We start from the raw sequence: 20955 nt of genomic DNA, 5'->3' as shown, positions 1-20955 counted from the left end.
TACAAAAAGCAATACGCTACTCTGGGCCAGCATTGTTAACCCCCTGATCACCAAGGAAGGCGTATCCCTTATGTTGTTGTCCCGGCTCCCCCCTCTGTTATCCGATTGGCCCGCGTTGTTGTCCGGCTCACCCTGTTGGCAGCTCAGCGCAGATGCGTTGCAACCGACAGAGACTCCGCAGACGGGCGGCTGGTTGGTGCTATTTGGCAAGGGGCTGGGCGCCTCCCATCTGGCGTGTCTGTCACCTTTGTTGGCTGCACAGGGGTTGGCGGCCACCCTCTATCCTCCCACCGAGGTGGCGGGCGTGCCGTTGCTGCTGCTTGGCTGCGATCGCTTCTCTTCCGAGTTGGTGGCCGAGCTCAAGAGCGGTGAGTGGGAGATCGATCTCTGCCATCTGCCCGCGCTACCGACCCTGAACGAGCCCGGCCTGCTGGTGATGGACATGGACTCCACCGCGATCCGCATCGAGTGCATCGACGAGATTGCCCGGCTTGCCGGGGTTGGCGAGCAGGTAGCGGCAGTGACGGCCGCGGCGATGCAGGGCAAGCTGGAGTTTGCCGACAGTCTGCGTAATCGGGTCGCGCTGCTTGAGGGGGCGCCGGTCGCCATCCTCGACGAGGTGGCGGCATGGATGCCCTGGATGCCGGGCTTGCAGCTGATGGTCGATACCCTCAAAGGGGCGGGTTGGAAGGTGGCCATCGCCTCCGGTGGTTTTACCCGTTTTGCTGGCCAGTTGCAGCGCGAGCTGGGGCTCGATGCCATCTTCGCCAACGAGCTGGCGGTGGAGGGGGGCCAGCTGACCGGCAAGGTGAGTGGGCGCATCGTCGATGCCAGCGTCAAGGCCGAGGTGTTGCAGCAGCTTGCTCAGGAGTACGGCATTGCTGCCGACCAGACCGTGGCCATCGGCGATGGTGCCAACGATCTCAAAATGATGGGGGTCGCGGGTCTTGGCATCGCCATTCACGCCAAGCCGCTGGTGCGGGCGCAGGCGGCGGCCACCCTCAATCATCACGATCTGGAGGGGGTGATCTGCCTGCTGGCGGCGCGGGCCTGCAGCGAGCAGCGTTGGGACAAGCGCTGACAGTGTTTCAAGGAGGAAACCAATAAAAATGGAATTGTTGCAGCAGTCTCTGTTTATCCCCTGTGGTGGCCATCAATTGCATGTTCGCCACATCAAACCCCGGGTCGCCGTGCATGGCGAGCCGATCCTGATGGTGCACGGCGCCATCGAGAACGGGCGGATCTTCTATACCGAATCGGGCAAGGGGCTGGCCTGCTTTCTGGCCCGCCACGGCTATCAGGTTTATGTGGCTGATTTGCGGGGGCGGGGGCTCAGCACTCCTGCCATCGCCGAGCAGGCAGAGCACGGCCAGCATGAGCTGATCACCGAGGATCTGCCCGCCCTGCAGCGCTGGATTGCAGAGCGCCATCATGGCTTCAAGGTGCACTGGGTGGCCCACTCCTGGGGCGGTGTCATCATGGCCTCGACCCTGGTGCGCTTCCCCGAGCTGGCGGATCAGGTGGCCAGCCTGCTGTTTTTTGGCACCAAGCGCGGTGTGTCGGTGCACAATCCCGAGCGCTGGCTGAAGGTGGATCTGATCTGGAATCGGCTGGCCCCCTGGCTGGCCCGCCGCCGTGGTTTTCTGGCGGCTCGCACTCTGAAGATCGGTGCTGACGACGAGCCGCTGCGCTATCTGCAGGAGACCATCCCCTGGGTCAAGTGCGGCCCCTGGCAGGATCCTCACGACGGTTTTGCCTATGACGAGGCGGCGGCACGGGTCAACTGGCCACCGCTCTGGATGATCTCGGCCAAAGCGGACAAGGTGCTGGGTCACCCGACCGATGTGCGCCGTTTCAGCGACGAGATGGGATCGGCCACGCGTCACACCCGATTAGGGCGGGATAACGGCAACCGCCTCGATTATGACCACATCAATATGCTGACCGCCCCGCAGGCGCAGGAGGATCACTTTCCCCAGATCCTCGACTGGCTGCTCAACCCACAGGCGGCATGACAAAAAAACAGGGCGCCTCGAGCGCCCTGTTTCATTTCTGTCTGTTTCCGGATCATCAGTTCAGTGGCGGCGTGATGCCAAAGCGGAACAGGGTGGCCTGGGTGGTATCGGTCAGTTCTCCTACCCCCACCACGCTCCACAGCTCCTCTTCCAGCTTGCGCGCCTTGTGGATGGCGAACTTGGCGATGTAGTCCAACTCGTTGGCGATGAAGTTGGTGTCGGGCCGTCCGGTCCGGGAGATGCCGACCAGCACCGAGTAGAACTCCCCCTGTTGCTGCGCTAGCTCGATGAACTGACGCTTCTCTTTGACGTTGGCAAAGCTGCTGGCCAGTCGGCTGCTGAAGATGGGCAGGCCGGCCTTGGTCTGGATGCTGGCGATATAGACCTCGTCTTCTCTCGGTTTGTCCTCCCGCTCGATGGCACGCAGCGGGTTCATCAGTAGCTCCTTGAGCAACTCCCCCTGAAACAGCGGGTAGAGGTTCTCCTGCTCCGGCAGCTCAGCACAGGCTTGCAGCAGCCGCTGCAGACTGCGCGGTTGCAGGGATTTGCCGATGGATGCCGGTTTGGGCGCGCCTTTCAGCTTGTTGACGTAGACCGGTGAGTTGAACAGGTGGTGGGTATAGATGTTGCGCAGGGCCCGCGCCAGCCCGCGATAGCGGCGCTGCTCCTGCGCCGCCTTGAGCTTGTTCTGGTTGCTCTCGATCAGCAGGCTGAAGAATTGGCGGCCGGTATGGCGATCCGAATCCCCTTCGATGCAGAGGTGCAGCACGGTGCGGGTCATGTTGAGACTGACCAGCCGGTAGGAGAGGCGCTGCAGATCCATGCTCTTGGAGAGCTCCTGCAAGCGGGGCAGGGCGATGGTCACCACATCGTTCTTCTCGCCGATAAAGGCATCTTCCAGCTCGATTTGCAGGCCGTGAGTCGAGATGTCGCGGGTCCAGCCGATCCAGGATTTGCCGTTGTGATGGATGGCGACCGCGGTCTTGTGGATGTAGCGCGACTCCTTGCGCAGCTGAACATAGTGCAGGGTCTCGATCTCGAACGGGGCAACCCCCTGCTCGTGACCAAAGCGTTGCAGCTCGTTGGCGTTGTTGCTGACCCCTTCCTGATGGAACTCTTCTCGCTGTGACTCCAGGCCAATCTCCTGCAGCAGGCCGCAGTAGCCGACCTGCTTGAGCCGCTCGAGCAGCAGGATGTCTTGCAACTGCGGGTTGTCCTGCCCCTGCAGTTGCCCCACATCCGCCTCGACCAGATCGCACGCCTCCAGCGTGAACTTGTAGACTCGCCAGCTGGGGCGGCGCGAGCCTACCTGGAAGAAGAGGGCGGTGAGGCCACTCTGGCGCAGCTCCTCGGCGGTGGCGGAGAAGAAGTAGATGTGGCTGCGCACCGTGTGGGTAAAGCAGTAGATGATGGTCTCGGTGGTGGTGCCGGGGGTCGGGCAGAGCCGTTTCATCCGCTCTGCGCTAAAAAGCCCCGCGAGGGCATCGCGGTTTTTCTCATCGCGCCAATACTCCAGCAGGTGCTGGTTGTTCTCGGTACGCAGGGCAATCTCGAGATTGGGGCTGTCGCCGGTGCCGAAGAAGAGCGGCATGCCGGTCATCCGCGGCAGGTAGAACTGCTCATACCCCTTGATGATGGCGGCGGAGAGCAGATAGTCGACGCTGACCCGATAGCGGATCTTGTTGGCATCGATAAAGTCGCTGAGGAAGGCATCGAAGGCGGGCTGTTCGCCGGAGCGCACCAGTCGCAGCCAGTATTTCCCCTCTTTGCTCTCTTCGCCAAGGATCTGATAGCCGACCGGCTGGTGCAGCACCGGATTAGGGGTGTCCCGCTCCAGTCCGGTAAAGAAGACCTCCACCTGGGCGCCGGTGTGATAGTTCGGCAGATAGGGAACCGAGACCCGCATGCCACCCAGCGAGAGATCGGAACTCTTGGCGAACAGCTTCTCACCATCCTGGAACTTGATCAGCACTGGCGAGCTGAAGTGCATCCGCTCCTGACGGCGGCCGTAGTAGCTGGCAAAGGCAATGGTGTTGACATCATATTGCCGGAAGGGGCTGGCCGGCGGAGACAGCTGACCATCCACGCGGGCGTTGTGGTGCTGTTTTTGCCACTGTTGCAGCGCCTCGTAGACACCGAGGGTATAGATATCGCGGTAGAGATAGCACTGGGACTGGAACAGGGCAATCGCATCGGCGGGCATGAAGTGAGTGATGCCGTCGAACTCATGTACCAGGCACTCATCCTCCAGCTCATCGCGCATGTCGATGACCCTGCGGCAGGGGGAGCACTTGCGCTTGAGCTCCATCTTGATCAGAAAACGGCTGTTGCTGTTTTCCTCCTGTGTCATACGGTTGAAGATCTCCTCGAAATCTTTCTCCCGCAGCAAGGGGACGAGTTGTTCAATCAGATGTTGCTGGTGTTCTGAATCCATTTGTTCCTGCCACGGAAAGTCACTTTTCCGATTCTGGGTTTGATCTGTCGGTCGCAAACAAGTATATCAAGCAGGAATTCATCCTGTCCCCGAGTTATCAATGGCCAAAAATAAAACTGCTTATGTTTGTTCCGAATGTGGTGCCGACTTCACACGCTGGCAAGGTCAATGCAGCGAGTGCAAGGAGTGGAATACCATTACCGAGGTGCGCCTCGGTTCGGTGAGTCCCGCTGGCAAGAGTGCCCGTTACACCGGTTATGCCGGCGCGGTCGGCAGTCAGGTACAGACACTGGCAGAGATCGCCACCACCGAAATTCCCCGTTTTACCTCAGGTTTCAAGGAGCTGGATCGGGTACTTGGTGGCGGTGTGGTGCCCGGCTCTGCCATCCTTATCGGCGGCAACCCGGGGGCGGGCAAGTCGACCTTGCTGCTGCAAACCATGTGTGGTCTCGCTGAACGGATGAAAACCCTCTATGTCACTGGTGAGGAGTCGCTGCAGCAGGTGGCGATGCGGGCCAACCGCCTTGGGCTGCCCACCGACAAGCTGCGGATGCTCTCCGAGACCAGCGTCGAGCAGATCTGCCTGATTGCCCAGCAGGAGCAGCCGCAGATCATGGTGATTGACTCCATTCAGGTGATGCATGTGGCGGATGTGCAATCGTCCCCCGGTTCTGTCTCTCAGGTGCGTGAAGCGGCGGCGCTGCTGACCCGCTATGCCAAACAGAATCATGTGGCCATCTTCATGGTGGGCCATGTGACCAAGGATGGCAGTCTGGCGGGTCCCAAGGTGCTGGAGCACTGCATCGACTGCTCTGTGCTGCTCGATGGCGGTCATGACTCCCGTTTTCGGACTCTGCGCTCCCACAAGAACCGCTTCGGTGCGGTCAACGAGCTGGGGGTCTTTGCCATGACCGAACAGGGGATGCGCGAGGTGAGCAACCCCTCCGCCATCTTCCTCAGCCGGGGGCAGGAGCAGGCGCCCGGTTCCATCGTCATGGTGATCTGGGAGGGCACCCGGCCGCTGCTGGTGGAGTTGCAGGCGCTGGTGGACTACTCCCAGCTCTCCAACCCGCGGCGGGTGGCGGTGGGGATGGATCACAACCGGCTCGCCATGTTGCTGGCGGTGCTGCACCGTCACGGCGGGTTGCAGATGGCGGATCAGGATGTCTTCATCAACGTGGTCGGCGGGGTCAAGGTCGAGGAGACCAGTGCGGACTTGGCGCTGCTGCTGGCGATGGTCTCCAGCTTCCGGGATCAGGCGCTGCCCAAGGATCTGGTGGTGTTCGGCGAAGTGGGCCTTTCCGGTGAAATTCGCCCTGTGCCGTCTGGCCAGGAGCGGTTGCAGGAGGCGGCCAAACACGGTTTTCGTCGTGCCATCGTGCCGCACGCCAATGCCCCCAAGCATCCCATCGAAGGGATGGAAGTGGTGCCGGTCAAGAAGCTGTCAGAGGCACTCGAGGCGCTGTAATCCCTCAGCATTGCAATCGAGACAACCGCACAACGAAAAAAGAGCGCCTCGGCGCTCTTTTTTATGGGCTGGAACCTGCCATCAGGGCTGGCTGTGTTCCAGATGCTCGCTCAGCAGTTGTTCCAGCTCGCGGTGGAGCAGCTCTTCGTCGCCGACGTTAAGCTCGATCATCCGCTTGAGATGGGTGGCACTGTCGATATCGATGTGGTGGCAGTAGAAACCCAGTTTCTTGCTGGCTTCGTGGGTCAGCTCGACCTGCATTTTGATCTCGATATCGCTACCGCTCAGGATAAAGCTGAGCTGGTACTCCTTGTTGTCACGACTCTCCCAGTCGTCGGGGCGGATCAGCAGGGCTCCCTGCAAGGAGACGTCGACAAGCTGGGTCTGCCACTTCTGTTCCCCCTGGGTGAGTTCTGCCATGGTCAAGTAGAGGATCCGTGCAAAACGGCGGCGCTCAGACATGCTCATCTCCTGTATGCAATAAGTGTGGACGCTAGGGTCATTGCTCTGAGTGTAATCCACCTTGGTTGCCAGTATCTTGAACTTGCTCCGAAAATGGCATTCAGGCTTGCTGGGTACTCAAGGATTCCACCACATGAAGCGCCTTGACCAGGCGGTCCTCCTGTTTGAACCGCTCTTCCAGAACCGGACCTAACTCGTTGAGATCATCATCCAGTAGCAGCAATTGGGCCTCGTCGGCATCACTGTATTTGTCGTTGAACTCGAGGGCGAATTCAGTGCTGTTACGAATATGGGGATAGATGCGCTTGGCCAGCTCCAGTGTTTCGCCGCTGGCTTGCTCGAAGGCGGTGACGACGTGGTGGTAGATTTCGAAATGGCCTGCACTGACATAGTCGACCAGGCGGTCGCAAAACTGATGCAGCTCTTCTGTTTTGGGCAGGCTGCGTTGCTTGGTCCGCGCCGGAGTAAGGCCTGCCAGCTGCATGTATCCAACCAGCAACGCTTGCCTTGCATCCAGCCAGTCGTCGATAGCCTTATGCTTGCCTGCCAGCGCCTGCTTGGTCTGTTCCAGTTTCGTCAACATAATCCCTATCCCTCCGTGGGGCAAAGGCTGGCCGATTGTTCGGTATTCCGAGCCGTTTGAGCAGTGACACAACCTATAACTAGGGAAAATCTGGGCAAGCGTCAATAGCCATGGGGGGATAATGTTAAGTGGCGAAGAAATAGTCAGTGGATTGTGTCTGCGTGCTAGCAGGTTTCAGGCCTGCTCACGGTTTTTCGCGTGTGGAATGTGACTATTTCCGCAGATCTTGATGAAAACCCCAGCGTTTGACGCGTTCGGCTCGATAAAGGCTTTGCCTGTGCGTTTTTTTTTGCATAGAGTGACCCAGCGCTAAATGCCCGATCATAAAGGAAATGTTATGAACAAAGCTCAACTTGTCGATGCGATTGCCGCCAAAGCAGATCTGAGCAAAGCTCAGGCCAAAGTGGCTCTGGAAGAGATCATCAATGGTATTACCCAGAGCTTGAAAGAAGGCGATGCTGTGCAACTGGTCGGTTTTGGCACCTTCAAGGTCACCCACCGCGCAGGCCGCACCGGTCGTAACCCGCAAACTGGTAAAGAGATCCAGATTGCTGCTGCCAACGTGCCTTCATTCGTGGCTGGCAAGGCTCTGAAAGACGCCGTCAAGTAAGTCCGAAAGTCTGTTTTGTCCAATGCCAGTCAGCTTGCTGACTGGCATTGTTTGTATGAGATTCTCCCATCCTTCCTATTAGTCCTTCCTGACTTTTCCTTCTGTCAGCCTCGTTGCGGCTGAGGCCTTATGCCGTTTGCGGGTTGGATGGCAGCGGCCAGATCCGCTCATAGGCCCAGGTAAAGACCATGATGTAGACGAGGTAGAAGGCGACGAAGCCGAGATCCAGCATCAGGGCGTCCCACACTCCCAAATCGAGCCAGAACATGACGCAGGGGAGGGAGAGCATCATAAAGCTCGCCTCATAGCCAAACGCGTGCAGGAAGCGGTCCAGTGGTCGTTTGTTGGTGCGCCCGCACAGTTTGAGCAACCCCTTGTCGAAGAACAGGTTCCAGCCGTAGGTCCAGGCAGTGGCGACGATGGAGAAGAAGATGGCCAGCGAACCGACCTCGGCGACGCCCTGACCGAACAGCTGGCTGATCAGCGGTGCGACCAGTGCCAGCCCGATGCCTTCGTAGAGAACCAGATAACGAAGTCGATCAGGGGTGGTGCGAAGTTGAGTACTACTCATGGGGATATGCCTCCTGTGGGAGGCGCATTCTAATCAGGGAGTGGTTAAAAGAGAAGCATCGGCCCGTCGTGACTGGCGTTGAGGGGCATGATGATGCCCCTCTTTGCGATACTTCTCTATTGCCAATTTGGGCGTTAGCCCTGAGTGGTCAAGTCTGCGACTCAGGCGCCGGTTGGCGTGACCCGTGTCAGCATGGCAAAGCCCTCTTCCACTTGGGTGAGCTCTACCTTGACCTCCCCCAACTCGGCGAGCGAGGCAACATGAGTGCCACCACAGGGAATGGTCACCTCCTGGCCTTCCAGCATGCAGTGCCAGTAACGGGAATCGATGATCGCCTCGCCAGCGCGGCTACGGCGGATCTCGCCTCCGGCTGCGATCCAGTCGGCCAGTTGCTGGTTGACCTTCTCTTCAATCAACGCCAGATCTGCTAGCAGCGCCTCGCTGTTGACCCCCTTCTTGCGCAGGCTCTTGCCGATGCGGTACTGCTCCCGTGATCCGCAAGGCTCGACCCGCGAGCTTTGAATAGCCAGACGATCGAAGTCGGGCTGGTCCAGTGCATCGCGCTCGCTTACCTCCTTGCGCCAGTAGGGGATGAGTACCCGGTTGAGGGCTAGTGCCGCCAGATGGCAGCCGCTATGGCCCAGACTCAGGGCGTGGCGGGCAGCGCTATCTACTTGTAATTCGACCTGGCTGCCAACGGCCAGCTCATGGTCACCGGTCAGCGGGTGGACCACCACGAAACTCCACCCCTCTGCGCCCCGCTTGACCGGAATGGCAGTATCGACGAACAGCTCGCCATCCGGGCTGATGGCCCCCATTCGGCAAGGGCCAATGGTTGCTTCGCCCCCTTCCCAGCGAACATGGCCCACATCCCCCGGCTGATCGGGCCAGAGGTGGCTCTGGGGATGAAAGGGGGTGAGGTCGGTGACCAGCAGTGTGGTGTCGCCACGCTGGCAGCAGACCACGCTGGCCTGCTCCTGATGATGGCCCAGCACGAAGCTGGCTCGGGTGTGTTCCATGGCAAGGCTCCCGCAACGATAAATGAGAAGAGAAAGCGGCAGCATACGCCAAAGTGCGAAGAGGCTCATTAACCAGAGTTAATGAGCCTCTCTTCTCGGTTTTACGGTTCGCTAGATCATGGCGACCAGCAGATAGGCGTTGAGGCCAATCACCAGCGCAACGATAAGGCGGCCTACCGCCTGGGTGACGGGGTGGTTGCGATGTTGCCCCATCAGCGCCCGATCGCCGGTCAGCATCAACAGCGGGATCAGGGCCAGCGCGATGCCAAAACTCAGTATCACCTGACTCAGTACCAGAATTTCGGTGGTGTTGAGCCCCATGGCGATCACCACGAAGGCGGGAGCCATGGTGATGGCGCGACGCAACCAGAGCGGGATGGTAAAGCGGACAAAGCCCTGCATCACCACTTGCCCGGCCAACGTGCCCACCACGGTAGAGCTGATGCCGGAGGCGACCAGCGAGAGGCCAAACAGGGTGGCCGCAGCCTGACCCAGCAGCGGAGTGAGGGTCTGATAGGCGGATTCCAGCTCCGCCACCTGCTGGTGGCCCGAGCTGTGGAACGCGGCGGCCGCCATCGCCATCATCGTCAGATTGACGAAGCCGGCGATAGTCATGGCAATCGCCACATCGACCCGGGTGGTGTGCAGCCGCTGGCTGACCGAGCCTTGATCCTGCGTGTGCTGGGTCAGTGCCGAGTGCAGATAGATAACATGGGGCATCACGGTGGCACCGAGCACACCGGCGGCCAGATAGACTGCATCGCTATTGGGCAGACCGGGGAAGAGGGCCCCCTCCAGCAGGCTGGGCAGATGGGGGCGGGAGAAGATCAGCTCGACGATGTAGGCCGCCGCGACAAACAGCAGCAGGCCACCGACCACGAACTCCAGTGGTTTCTGACCACGGGACTGCAGCATCAGGATCCCCCAGGTCACCACGGCGGTGATACAGGCTCCTTCAAGCAAGGTCACGCCAAGCAGTAGCTTGAAGCCGACTGCGGCGCCGATAAATTCGGCGAGATCGGTGGCCATGGCGATGATCTCTGCCTGCACCCAGTAGGCCCAGACCGCCGGTTTTGGCAGTCGGTCGCGGATGTGCTCCGCCAGATTCTTGCCGGTGACGATACCGAGTTTGGCCGAGAGGGTTTGCACCAGCATGGCCATCAGGTTGGCCCATACCACTACCCAGAGCAGTTGGTAGCCAAAGGTAGAGCCCGCCTGAATATTGGTGGCGAAGTTGCCCGGGTCGATATAGCCGATGGCGGCGATAAAGGCAGGCCCGAGCAGGGTCAGTTTGAATTTGCGGGGTGGAATTGTAGTCGTCAGTGCGGGTTGCATGGCATCACCCTCCATAAGGATATGGAGAGAGAATAGATCTAAGTGATAATCATTATCAATTGTTGTTTCTGATGATTTCCATCGGGAAAAACATTTAAGGCAGTCAGTTGCAGTGAGGGATGTGATTTCGTACAATACGCCGCCCTAGAAAAGCAGCGACTAAACACCTTTATGTTCCTTGCCTCCGAGGTCTGGCTGCACCTGGGCGGAGGCTGAATTAATCCGTAAGGAGCTAAAATGCGTCATTACGAAATCGTCTTCATGGTTCATCCGGACCAGAGCGAGCAAGTTCCCGGCATGATCGAGCGTTACACCGGCGCCATCACCACCTCCGGTGGTACCATTCATCGCCTGGAAGATTGGGGCCGCCGTCAGCTGGCTTACCCGATCGACAAACTGCACAAAGCCCACTACGTTCTGATGAACGTAGAAGCAGAGCAAGCCGTTATCGATGAGCTGGAAACCAACTTCCGCTTCAACGATGCCGTTATCCGCAACATGATCATGCGCACCAAGCACGCCGTGACTGAAGTTTCTCCGATGGCCAAGGCCAAAGAAGAGCGCTTCACCCGTCGTGACGACGAGCGCCGCGAAGAAGCTACTGAAGCTGCTTCCGAAGAGTAATTCTGGATCACTGACTAGAGGATAAAGGCCATGGCACGTTATTTCCGTCGTCGTAAGTTCTGCCGCTTCACCGCCGAGAACGTTACCGAGATCGACTACAAAGATATCGTTACTCTGAAAAACTACATCACTGAATCTGGCAAGATCGTACCGAGCCGTATCACCGGTACCCGCGCCAAGTATCAGCGTCAGCTGGCACGCGCCATCAAGCGTGCTCGTTACCTGGCTCTGCTGCCGTACACCGATCTGCACAACAAGTAAGAATCGGCCCGGCACTTAAGCCTAACTCAACGAAATTTATAGAGGAAAGGTAATGCAAGTTATCCTGCTCGACAAAATCGCCAAACTGGGCGGTCTGGGTGACCAAGTTTCCGTGAAATCTGGTTATGCCCGTAACTACCTGATCCCGCAAGGCAAAGCTGTTATGGCCACCAAGGCCAACATCGAAGCTTTCGGTGCTCGTCGCGCTGAGCTGGAAGCCAAACTGGCTGCCAACAAAGCTGCTGCTGAAGAGCGTGCTGCCAAGCTGGCCGAACTGGCTACCGTGGTTATCGCTTCCAAGTCTGGCGACGAAGGCAAGCTGTTCGGTTCCATCGGTACCCGTGACGTGGCTGAAGCCATCACTGCTGCCGGCGTAGCCGTTGCCAAGAGCGAAGTCCGCATGGGCAACGTTCTGCGTAACACCGGTGACTACGAAGTTGCTGTTCAGCTGCACGCTGACGTTAAAGCAACCGTACAGATCCAGGTTGTTGCCCTGTAATAGCGATTCGCTTTTGCAGAGAAAACCCGCGCACTTGCGCGGGTTTTTTATTTTCCGGCCCGGGGGTAGAGTGAAGCGCTGTTCCACTGGAGGAGATTCCTATGGCTTGGGTAGAAGGTCGCGTCATCGAACGCATCGAATGGACACCCACCCTGTTCTCCCTGCGGGTAGCGGCCGAGCTGGCCCCTTACAAGGCAGGCCAATTCACCAAGCTGGCCCTCGAGCAGGGCGATCGCCGCATTCAGCGCGCCTACTCCTTCGTCAATCCCCCCTCTGCGCCATACCACGAGTTCTATCTGGTCGAGATCCCGAGCGGTGAGCTGACTCCCTCGCTCGGCTCGCTGCAAGCGGGCGATACCTTGCTGGTGCAATCCCAGGCCACCGGCTTTCTGACGCTGGATGAGGTGCCCGCCGGGCGCGATCTCTGGCTGCTCTCGACCGGTACTGCTATCGGCCCCTTCCTCTCCATGCTGGCCGATGGGGAAGCCTTCAACCGCTTCGACAATCTGGTGCTGGTGCACGGGGTACGTAAAGGCGAGGAGCTGAGTTATCAGGATTTGATTGCGAGCTTTGCCGAGCAATATGGCGAGCGCTTCCGCTATGTCCCCTTTGTCAGTCGCGAGCCCTGGCCCGATGCAATGGCAGGGCGGATCCCGGCGGCGATTGCCAATGGTCAGCTGCAGGATCGAGTGGGGTTGGAGTTCTCACCCGAGCTGAGTCAGGTGCTGATCTGCGGCAATCCGGATATGGTGAAAGAGACCCAGCAGACCTTGCTGGCGCAGGGGTTAGCCAAGAATCTGCGGCGGGCGCCTGGCAATATCAGTGCGGAGAATTATTGGTAAAACAATCAGCACAGGGGCGCAAGGCCCCTGCTGCATAAGCAAAGGCGGCAGTCAGTTTTTCTTGCCGTTACCCTTGTTTTTATCCTTCTGTTTGTCGTGACCTTGTCCCGGGTTATTGCCGCTGTGGATGCTGCGGTTGTAGTGATCCCGGTACTTGCCATCCATCTTGTCGCAGTTGAGTTTGATCCGGCTGTCGCCAATGCCAAGATCCAGACAGTTGTCCTGCCACCAGTCGTACTCCTTGTCATCCCAGTCGAGATTGATCTTGATGTCATCACCGGAGATCTTGATGCCATCGCTATTTTTGCTTGGCGGTGCCGCAACCGCGATGCCGTGCGCCATGAGCAGGGAAAGCAGCAGGGCGCCGCGCCGGATAACGGGGTTGTGTTTAGCTTGGGTCATCGCAAGGGTACTCCTGTTGTTACTGGTCGCTCTGCGAGTTGGCTGGGACCTGGTTGGTTTTCGGTGGCTGGTTGCGATTCTCTTCATCTTCCAGATTGAATTTGACCGCCTTGCAGTCGACGGAGGAGGTCTCCCCGATATCCAGAGTGAGGCAGTCGTTCTGGGTCCAGCCGAACTGTTTGTCATCCCAGTCCAGATTGAATTTAAGCTCATCGACGGAAAATTCGGTGCCACCGCTCTCTGGATATTGCTGTGTCGCAGCGGCGCCGCCGGTAACCAGAAGAAGGGAGAGTAGCAAGGTGGTCGTACTGTTCATGATGGCCTCGGATAATTGCAACGGTGGATGAGTGTACGGATCTGGGCTGAACCCGGGCGGAATCGCACCTCATCTCACCAGATGATCAAGTCAGGGAGGAATTGTATCGCTTTTCTGCTGCCGATTTGTCCGTTTTGGTCGCACTCTGGGCAGCTGGTTGCCAATCTGAAGGAATTCAGTCATTTGCCCTTCTCTGTGCGAGTCTGGCGACTATAATCGGCAGCCAACTTTTCCTGCACAGCACACCCCTTCATCATGACCACACAGGACTCCTCCACACAGCGCTACCCCAAGGGCTGGTTCGCTCTGACGACGGTATACAGTTTCACCGGGTTGGCCATTCTGGCTTCCATTATCTTCTCCCTGCTGCTGTTCCTCTCCATCGATGACAACCCGCTGATGAAGTGGCTGTTCGGCGGCTTGGCCATCATCTTCGAGCTGGGCAAGTTTTACGTCTGGTACGAGTACGGCGAGCGCAAGGCGCGGCGGGATTTGAGTGGTGCTTTCTGGTCGCTGCTGTTCTACAGCGTGCTGGCGGCCATCTCCATCGGCGGCAGTATCGGTGGCATCAACAGCGCCACCAACACGGTGCTGAGCCAGCAGGCGCGCCACGAGCGGGAGCTGGCCCGTTTCGACGAGCAGATCGCCAGCATCGAGCGGCAGATCCAGCTCAACGAGGAGGCAGCCCGCAAATACATCGAGCTGGAGCGTATCTCTAGCGGCGTCTCCTCGTTGCAGCATGCCAACACCAAGCTGCGTTTGCAGCAGGATGAGCTGCGTCAGCAGCGCGATGCCAGGCCGGTCAACGAACAATCCTCCATGCTGGGGCTGATGAGCAGTCTGGCGGACGGGGTAGGGATGAGCATCAGTCAGGTGCAGTTCCTGCTGGTCTGCTTCCTCTCGGTGCTGCTCGACGTGTTCGGTGCCTTCTTCGTCAGCCTGATCGGCGAGGAGAACCGCTTTCGCCGGATGTGGCGCTGGCAGCAGGATCAAGCTCGCAGAGAGGCGCAGGCAGTGTTGGCGATGGCTGCCCAGCCCGAGCCCATGATGCCCCCCGAGCCAGCCCCCGAAGTGCTGGCACAGGTGCGCGGTGCGCTGGTGAGCGGTGAGCTAAAGTGCAGCAAGCGCTCGGTGGCGCAGGCGCTGTCACTCTCGCTGGAGGAGGTGGATCGGGTGTTCCACCATCTGCTGTCGCAAGGGGTGCTGGGGCAGGGGAGCAATCGTCACTACTACCTCAATCCGGCGCTGGAGCAGCAACCCGGATAGTGAGAAGGCCACCGGAACTCGGTGGCCTTTTTCGTTATCGAGTGGCTGTGGCACTCAGTGAGTCAGCACCATCATCAGGCTGAGGAAGGCGGCCAGTCCGCCACCGATGCCGATGATCCAGTAAAACCCCTTGGCCCCCTGTTTGAGCGGGATGCGGAAGTAGAGCAGAAATGCCCACCACCCCAGTGCCAGCAACAGAGGAATAAGAAACATTCGAGCCATGGTGTCCTCGCTGTTATTCTGTTGACCCTTGATCAATCAACAGGATGGATTGTGCAATGACGCAACTACAGATTACCGTATTCGGTGACCCCTCGGTACTCAAGCTCAACCCTTCCCTCGATAAGGTGCCTGCCGATGGCGAAGTGCGGGTGCGCATCTGCTTTGCGGGGGTGAACCCCATCGATGCCAAAACCCGTGCCGGTCTTGGCTGGGCGGCGGCCCAGAACAAGGACAAGCTGCCCTGGACACCGGGTTATGACATCTCCGGCGTGGTGGAGAAGGTGGGCCCCGGCGTGACCTCGCTGGTCGAGGGGGATCGGGTGTGCGGTATGGTTGGGTTTCCCCTTACCGCCGGTGGCTACGGGGAGTCTGTGGTGGCAAGCGAAGGCGAGCTGGTCAAGCTCGACGGAGTGAGCCTGCAGCAGGGGGCGGCGCTGCCACTGGCCGGTCTCACCGCCTGGCAGGGGCTGCTTGAGCACGGCGGCCTCCAGAGCGGTCAGCGGGTCTTGATCCTCGCCGGTGCCGGTGGCGTCGGCCATCTGGCGGTGCAGTTTGCCAGCGCTTATGGCGCCGAGGTGGTGGCCACCGCCAGCCCCGATAACCATGGCTTCCTGCACGCTCTGGGGGCGCGCTGGATGGTGGATTACCACGACGCGAACTGGCCAGCACGGGTGGTGGCAGAGGCCGGCCAGGTCGATCTGGTGCTGGATCTGGTAGGCGGCGAGAGCGGCAAGGCGGCGTTGGCCTGTGTCAAGCCGGGTGGCCGCTTGGTGACGGTACCCACCATCACTGCCCAGTTGATCAAGGATGCTGGGGCTGCGGCGGGTATCGAGGTGGTCGGCATGCTGGTTCACCCCGACCAGAAGCAGCTGGGTCAGATGTTGATGCTGCTGCGTCAGGGGGAGGTGAAGGTCACCCTCGCCGGTGAGTTCGCTCTGGCTGAGGGGGCGCTGGCCCATCAGGCCATCGAAGGGGGCCATGTACGCGGCAAGCTGCTGCTGCGGATGCCTGCGGCTGATGGCCTGCCCGGATGAATGGCATTACCGAGATGGGGCTGGGGTGGCTCTTTTTAAGCGCATTTACCTCAGCCACTCTGCTGCCCGGTAGCTCCGAAGTGCTGCTGGGGGCCATGGCGGCCAAGGGGGAGTGGAGCATGGCGAGCCTGCTGCTGTGGGCGACGCTGGGCAATACCCTCGGTTCCATGACTACCTGGTGGCTCGGCTGGCTCGCCACCTTCAAGAAAAAACCGGAAGATTTTCAAGGCCGTGGGGAACAAAAAGCCTTAGGCTGGCTCAAACAACATGGTCACTGGTGTCTGCTGCTTGCCTGGACGCCGGTGGTCGGTGATGGTCTCTGTCTGTTGGCCGGTTGGCTGCGCCTCTCCTTCTGGCGCTCTCTCATTCTGATCGGGCTCGGCAAATTGTTCCGTTATGCCCTGGTTTTTCTGCTGGCCAGTCACATTTTCTAGCCTGTTTTTGTCACTCACGAGGTTACCGTGAACAAAGTCATACCTTTAACGATTCTGCTGGGCTTCACCCTGCCGGTGCTGGCGGCACCGACCCTGATTGCCGAACAGGGCAAGGAGGAGGGCAAGCTCGCCATCCCCTACCAGATGTACAAGCTGGACAACGGCCTGACCGTGATCCTGGCCCCCGACCGCTCCGATCCGCTGGTGCACCTCGATGTGACCTATCACGTCGGCTCATCCCGCGAGACGGTCGGCAAGTCCGGTTTCGCCCACTTCTTCGAGCACATGATGTTCCAGGGCTCGAAACACGTCGGTGATCAGGAGCATATGCGGATCATCAACGAGGCCGGTGGCGACATGAACGGCACCACCAACAAGGACCGCACCAACTACTACGAGACTGTGCCGGCCAACCAGCTGGAAAAAGTGCTCTGGCTGGAGGCAGATCGGATGGGCTTCCTGCTCGATGCGGTGAGCCAGAAGAAGTTCGAGATCCAGCGCGCCACCGTCAAGAACGAGCGGGCCCAGCGGGTCGATAACCAGCCGTACGGGCTGGTGAGCGAGAAGGTGGGGGAGGCGCTCTATCCGCGTACTCACCCCTACTCCTGGCAGCCCATCGGTTACGTGGAAGATCTCGACCGGGTCGATGTAAACGACCTCAAGCAGTTCTTCCTGCGCTGGTATGGTCCCAACAACGCCACCCTGACCCTGGGCGGCGACTTTGACAGCAAGCAGGCCCTCGAGTGGATCGAGAAGTACTTCGGCTCCATCCCGCGCGGCCCGGACGTGGCCGAGCCGACGCCAAAGCCGGTGACCCTGCCCGAGACCCGTTACGTGACGCTGCAGGACAAGGTACACCTGCCGCTGCTCTATATCAGCTACCCCACCGTCTCCCTTGGTGACCCGCAGGAGCCGGCACTCGACATGTTTGCCGACGTGCTGGGCGGTTCCGCCAGCTCCATGCTCTACCAGTCGCTGGTGAAAACCGGCAAGGCGATCGATGTGGGGGCGTCCCACTACTGCGAAGAGCTGGCCTGTACCCTGACCGTCTACGCCTACCCCAATCCGTCGCAGGATGGCAGCCTCAAGACCCTCAAGGGGGAGGTGGACAAGGTGATCGGCGAGTTCGCCCAGCGTGGCCTCAAGCCGGAAGATCTGGAGAAGGCGATCGCCAAGTACCGCGCTTCCGCCATCTGGGGTCTGGACAGCGTCTCCGGCAAGGTGAGCCAGCTCGCCATGGGTCAGGTGTTTGCCCAGGATCCCAACTATGTGTTCAAGACGCTGGATGCCATCGGCAAGGTAACCCCGGAGCAGGTCAAAGCGGCTTATGAAAAGTTCATCGCCGGCAAGCCGGCGGTGGTGCTGAGCGTGGTGCCCAAGGGCAAGACCGAGTGGCAGGTTGCCACCCCGAACTTTACCCCCGCCAAGCGCGAGCTGCCGGATTACAGCAAGCATGACGAAGCGCTGGCCGAACGACCGGTAAAAGACAATTTCGATCGCAGCGTGCAGCCCAAGGCGAGCGAGGCGGTGAGCGTCAAGGTGCCTGCCATCTGGCACGGCAAGCTCGACAAGAACATCGAGATCATCGGCACCAAGAGTGACGAGATCCCGGCCGTCTCCATCATGATTGCCCTGCCGGGCGGCATTCGTGCCGAAGATAAGGGGCAACTGGGGCTGGCCAATCTGACCGCTGCCATGATGGGGCAGGGCACGGTGCGCCTGACCGAGGCTCAGCTGAGCGACGAGCTGCAAAAGCTGGGATCTTCCATCGATGTCTCCAGCGCCCAGTACAACAACCTCATCACCGTCAGCTCGCTGGCGGACAAGTTGCCCCAGACGCTGGCGCTGGTGCGCGAGGTGCTGGAGCGCCCGGGCATGCGGGAGGCAGACTTCGAGCGGGTCAAGGCACAGCTGCTGCAGGGGATGCAACAGGCCCAGCAACAGCCCGAGTGGCTGGCCGGGCAGGCGTTCCGCGAGCTGGTCTACGGCAAGCAGAACCGCCTCGGTCAACCTACCGACGGGGTAGCGGCCGATGTGGCCAAGCTGACCCTGGCGGACGTGAAGCACTTCTATCAGGCCTACTACAACCCCACCAACGCCAAAGTGGTGGTGGTCGGTGATGTGGAGCAGAAGCAGATCGAGGAGCAACTTGGCTTCCTGACCGAGTGGAAGGGGGCCACGCCGACTCTGGGGGATCTCAAGCTCAAGGGTGAGCAGGCCAAGCCGGGTATCTATCTGGTCGACAAACCGGGGGCGCCCCAGTCGGTGATCCGCATCGGTCGTCGCGCCATGCCGTTCGATACCACGGGGGATTACTTCACCGCCGGGCTGATGAACTTCAATCTGGGTGGCAACTTCAACAGCCGCATCAACCTCAACCTGCGGGAAGACAAGGGTTACACCTACGGCGCCAGCTCCGGCTTCTCCGCCAACCGCGAGGTGGGCACCTTCGCCACCGGCGCCAATGTGCGGGCCGATGCGACTGTGGATGCCATCCGCCAGTTCCTCAAGGAGATGGACAACTACCGCAAGAGCGGCCCGACCCCGGTCGAGCTGGCCTATATGCGCAGCGCGGTCTCCCAGCAGGATGCCCTCTCCTACGAGACCCTCGGCCAGAAGGCGGGCTTCCTGCTGCAGATGGTGATGTATGACCTGAAGCCGGACTATGTGCAGGCCCAGAACAACCTGATCAAAACGGTGTCGCCCGAGGCGCTGAAGGCCAGTGCCGCCCGTTGGCTCAATCCGGCCGACATGGTGATCGTGGTGGTGGGAGACAAGCAAAAGCTTGAAAAACCCCTGAAGGAGCTTCATCTTCCCATCTATCCGCTGCAGTTGCCGTAACTGACGCTTTATAAAAATCAAGAGCCGCCCCGGATGGGGCGGCCTCACATGAGCCGTGAATATGACTACAACAAGCTTGTCGCTCACCGAGTTGCTGAATGCGTTGGGATCACCGGAGCGCCTCACCGCGCTCAAGGGGATCCGGCGCGGGATCGAACGTGAATGCCTGCGCATCACGCCGGATGGCCGACTCGCACAGAGTGACCATCCCCGGGTGCTGGGCTCGGCCCTGACCCATCCCAATATCACCACCGACTACTCGGAGAGCCTGCTGGAGTTCATCACCCCGGCCACCGACTCCATCGACAGCCTGATGGAGCAGCTCGGCGACATCCATCACCATGTGATTCAGCATCTGGGTGACGAGCGGATTTGGCCGCTCTCCATGCCCTGTTTCGTCGGCGGGGAAGAGAGCATCCGGCTGGCCCAGTACGGCAGCTCCAACATCGGCAAGATGAAGACCCTCTACCGTCAGGGTTTGAAGAACCGCTACGGCAGCCTGATGCAGGTGATCGCCGGGGTGCACTTCAACTTCTCCATGCCCGACAGCTTCTGGAGCGAGTGGCAGGATCTGGTGTGCGAAGGGTGCTGCAGCCAGCGCTTTATCTCCGACAAGTACATGGGGCTTATTCGCAACGTCTACCGCTTCGGCTGGCTGGTGCCCTATCTGTTTGGCGCTTCCCCGGCCATCTGCGAATCCTTCCTCAAAGGGCGCAAGAGCAACCTGCCGTTCGAGAAGACCGGCAAGGGTACCCTCTATCTGCCTTACGCCACCGCGCTGCGTCTTTCCGATCTCGGTTACACCAACAGCGCCCAGGCGGGGCTCAAGATCAGCCACGACAATCTGCCGGCCTATGTCAGCAGCCTGCGCCGCGCCATCAACACCCATAATCCCGACTTTGCCAAGATCGGGGTCAAGGTGGATGGGGAGTATCGCCAGCTCAACGACAACGTGCTGCAGCTGGAGAACGAGCTCTACGCCCCGATCCGCCCCAAGCGCACCCCGCGCAGCGGCGAGAAGCCCTCGGATGCACTGGATCAGCGCGGCATCGAATACATCGAGCTGCGCACCGTAGACGTCAACCCCTTCACTCCGCTCGGCATCGATGCCGACCAGATCCGCTTCTTCGATCTGTTCCTGGTCTGGTGCCTGCTGCGCCCCTCTCCGGTGCTGAGTGACGAGGAGATTGCCCGCAACCGCCGCAACCAGAACAAGGTGGTGCTGGAAGGGCGTCGTCCCGGCCTGACGCTGGAAGATGAGCAGGGCAATGCCATTGGTCTCAAAGAGTACGGCCTCAAACTGTTTGACGAGCTGGCTCAGGTGGCCGATCTGCTGGATCGCTGCTGCGGCCGCAACCGCTATCGCGAGACGCTGGCGATGCACCGCGAGAAGCTGCTCAACCCCGAGCTCACCTACTCCGCCCGCATGCTCAAGGAGCTGCTGGAGAGCGGCAAGGACAACGGCTGCTATGGCGACAAGCTGGCGACCCGCTATCGCGAGGAGCTGCTGGCAGGGGAGCTGCAGTACTGGGATGAGGCCTACTTTGCCGGTGAGGCGAAGGATTCGCTGGCCAAGCAGCGTGAACGCGAGCGCAGCGATAGCCTGTCATTCGATGACTTCCTGGCCGACTACTTCGGGACCAGTACCACCACGGCCTGAAGGCGGGTTCGTACCAACCAAAGTGCCAACAAAAAGCCGCTCGAGTGAGCGGCTTTT

General features: G+C 59.9%; 22 protein-coding genes. 13 read left to right on the top strand and 9 right to left on the bottom strand.

From position 1 onward, the window contains the following. Nucleotides 1-70: 70 nt before the first annotated feature. Both serB and AB5Y90_RS18615 read left to right on the top strand, forming a co-directional pair. Nucleotides 71-1081 carry a phosphoserine phosphatase SerB gene (gene serB / locus AB5Y90_RS18620; protein ID WP_368167552.1) on the top strand — a complete coding sequence of 337 codons (1011 nt, stop codon included), beginning with the start codon at nt 71-73 and terminating at the stop codon, nt 1079-1081. A 28-nt stretch (nt 1082-1109) separates the two neighbouring features. Beyond that, nucleotides 1110-2015, top strand: a complete 906-nt coding sequence (locus AB5Y90_RS18615; RefSeq protein WP_021230983.1) for an alpha/beta fold hydrolase — start codon at nt 1110-1112, stop codon at nt 2013-2015. A 55-nt stretch (nt 2016-2070) separates the two neighbouring features. Here the strand turns inward: AB5Y90_RS18615 and AB5Y90_RS18610 are convergent, their stop codons facing one another. Continuing rightward, nucleotides 2071-4449: a PilZ domain-containing protein gene (locus AB5Y90_RS18610; protein ID WP_368167550.1), complete on the bottom strand. Its 2379-nt coding sequence runs from the start codon at nt 4447-4449 to the stop codon at nt 2071-2073. 100 nt (nt 4450-4549) lie between these two features. Here AB5Y90_RS18610 and radA point away from each other — a divergent pair, with 100 nt between their 5' ends. Continuing rightward, on the top strand, nt 4550-5917 hold the full coding sequence (radA, locus tag AB5Y90_RS18605; RefSeq protein ID WP_005340481.1) for a DNA repair protein RadA: 1368 nt from the start codon (nt 4550-4552) through the stop codon (nt 5915-5917). Between the two features lie 81 nt (nt 5918-5998). On the opposite strand, the gene AB5Y90_RS18600 is transcribed toward radA, so the two are convergent. Next, on the bottom strand, nt 5999-6379 hold the full coding sequence (locus AB5Y90_RS18600; protein WP_005340482.1) for a PilZ domain-containing protein: 381 nt from the start codon (nt 6377-6379) through the stop codon (nt 5999-6001). Nucleotides 6380-6479: 100 nt separating this feature from the next. Then, nucleotides 6480-6962 (bottom strand): Rsd/AlgQ family anti-sigma factor, encoded by a 483-nt coding sequence (locus AB5Y90_RS18595; RefSeq protein ID WP_005348975.1) that lies wholly within the window; start codon nt 6960-6962, stop codon nt 6480-6482. A 337-nt stretch (nt 6963-7299) separates the two neighbouring features. Between AB5Y90_RS18595 and hupA the strand changes: the two genes are divergently transcribed. After that, nucleotides 7300-7572, top strand: a complete 273-nt coding sequence (hupA, locus tag AB5Y90_RS18590; protein ID WP_005340484.1) for a nucleoid-associated protein HU-alpha — start codon at nt 7300-7302, stop codon at nt 7570-7572. A 127-nt stretch (nt 7573-7699) separates the two neighbouring features. On the opposite strand, the gene AB5Y90_RS18585 is transcribed toward hupA, so the two are convergent. From AB5Y90_RS18585 to AB5Y90_RS18575, 3 genes are all read right to left on the bottom strand, one after another. Continuing rightward, nucleotides 7700-8143, bottom strand: a complete 444-nt coding sequence (locus AB5Y90_RS18585) for a PACE efflux transporter (protein WP_368167549.1) — start codon at nt 8141-8143, stop codon at nt 7700-7702. 161 nt (nt 8144-8304) lie between these two features. After that, entirely contained in the window at nt 8305-9162 is an 858-nt protein-coding gene (locus AB5Y90_RS18580) for a hypothetical protein (RefSeq protein ID WP_368167547.1), read from the bottom strand. Between the two features lie 111 nt (nt 9163-9273). Then, nucleotides 9274-10497 (bottom strand): Nramp family divalent metal transporter, encoded by a 1224-nt coding sequence (locus AB5Y90_RS18575; RefSeq protein WP_368167545.1) that lies wholly within the window; start codon nt 10495-10497, stop codon nt 9274-9276. A 237-nt stretch (nt 10498-10734) separates the two neighbouring features. On the opposite strand from AB5Y90_RS18575, the gene rpsF reads away from it, so the two are divergent. The 4 genes from rpsF to AB5Y90_RS18555 all read left to right on the top strand — a co-directional run bounded on the left by rpsF (nt 10735) and on the right by AB5Y90_RS18555 (nt 12723). Further along, entirely contained in the window at nt 10735-11121 is a 387-nt protein-coding gene (rpsF, locus tag AB5Y90_RS18570; protein WP_005308887.1) for a 30S ribosomal protein S6, read from the top strand. Nucleotides 11122-11151: 30 nt separating this feature from the next. Further along, nucleotides 11152-11382 (top strand): 30S ribosomal protein S18, encoded by a 231-nt coding sequence (gene rpsR, locus AB5Y90_RS18565; RefSeq protein WP_005308890.1) that lies wholly within the window; start codon nt 11152-11154, stop codon nt 11380-11382. 52 nt (nt 11383-11434) lie between these two features. After that, complete coding sequence (gene rplI / locus AB5Y90_RS18560; RefSeq protein ID WP_005340490.1) at nt 11435-11881, top strand: 50S ribosomal protein L9; 447 nt, start codon at nt 11435-11437, stop codon at nt 11879-11881. Between the two features lie 101 nt (nt 11882-11982). Further along, on the top strand, nt 11983-12723 hold the full coding sequence (locus AB5Y90_RS18555; protein ID WP_368167543.1) for a ferredoxin--NADP reductase: 741 nt from the start codon (nt 11983-11985) through the stop codon (nt 12721-12723). A 51-nt stretch (nt 12724-12774) separates the two neighbouring features. Here the strand turns inward: AB5Y90_RS18555 and AB5Y90_RS18550 are convergent, their stop codons facing one another. Together AB5Y90_RS18550 and AB5Y90_RS18545 are read right to left on the bottom strand one after the other, a co-directional pair. Next, nucleotides 12775-13125: a hypothetical protein gene (locus AB5Y90_RS18550; protein WP_042053367.1), complete on the bottom strand. Its 351-nt coding sequence runs from the start codon at nt 13123-13125 to the stop codon at nt 12775-12777. 19 nt (nt 13126-13144) lie between these two features. Further along, the gene (locus AB5Y90_RS18545; RefSeq protein WP_040067567.1) at nt 13145-13441 is read right to left on the bottom strand and encodes a hypothetical protein; all 297 of its coding nucleotides are present in this window, start codon (nt 13439-13441) and stop codon (nt 13145-13147) included. A gap of 255 nt (nt 13442-13696) precedes the next feature. On the opposite strand from AB5Y90_RS18545, the gene AB5Y90_RS18540 reads away from it, so the two are divergent. Continuing rightward, nucleotides 13697-14707 carry a Preprotein translocase subunit SecY gene (locus AB5Y90_RS18540; RefSeq protein ID WP_368167541.1) on the top strand — a complete coding sequence of 337 codons (1011 nt, stop codon included), beginning with the start codon at nt 13697-13699 and terminating at the stop codon, nt 14705-14707. Between the two features lie 54 nt (nt 14708-14761). Here AB5Y90_RS18540 and AB5Y90_RS18535 read toward each other — a convergent pair whose 3' ends face one another. After that, complete coding sequence (locus tag AB5Y90_RS18535; RefSeq protein WP_005308905.1) at nt 14762-14929, bottom strand: hypothetical protein; 168 nt, start codon at nt 14927-14929, stop codon at nt 14762-14764. 56 nt (nt 14930-14985) lie between these two features. Between AB5Y90_RS18535 and AB5Y90_RS18530 the strand changes: the two genes are divergently transcribed. The 4 genes from AB5Y90_RS18530 (at nt 14986) to gshA (ending at nt 20898) form a co-directional block, all read left to right on the top strand. Further along, entirely contained in the window at nt 14986-15963 is a 978-nt protein-coding gene (locus AB5Y90_RS18530; RefSeq protein ID WP_368167539.1) for an NADP-dependent oxidoreductase, read from the top strand. After that, nucleotides 15960-16397, top strand: coding sequence for a YqaA family protein (locus AB5Y90_RS18525; protein ID WP_005340498.1), 438 nt, complete (start codon nt 15960-15962; stop codon nt 16395-16397). Before AB5Y90_RS18530 ends, AB5Y90_RS18525 begins: the two co-directional genes overlap by 4 nt. A gap of 27 nt (nt 16398-16424) precedes the next feature. After that, nucleotides 16425-19238: a M16 family metallopeptidase gene (locus AB5Y90_RS18520; RefSeq protein WP_368167537.1), complete on the top strand. Its 2814-nt coding sequence runs from the start codon at nt 16425-16427 to the stop codon at nt 19236-19238. A 61-nt stretch (nt 19239-19299) separates the two neighbouring features. Beyond that, nucleotides 19300-20898: a glutamate--cysteine ligase gene (gshA, locus tag AB5Y90_RS18515; RefSeq protein ID WP_088870144.1), complete on the top strand. Its 1599-nt coding sequence runs from the start codon at nt 19300-19302 to the stop codon at nt 20896-20898. Nucleotides 20899-20955 lie beyond the last annotated feature (57 nt).

This window comes from Aeromonas sp. R4-1, assembly GCF_040908325.1.
Classification (GTDB): domain Bacteria; phylum Pseudomonadota; class Gammaproteobacteria; order Enterobacterales; family Aeromonadaceae; genus Aeromonas; species Aeromonas veronii.
This window is presented reverse-complemented; position numbering and strand designations above follow the sequence as displayed.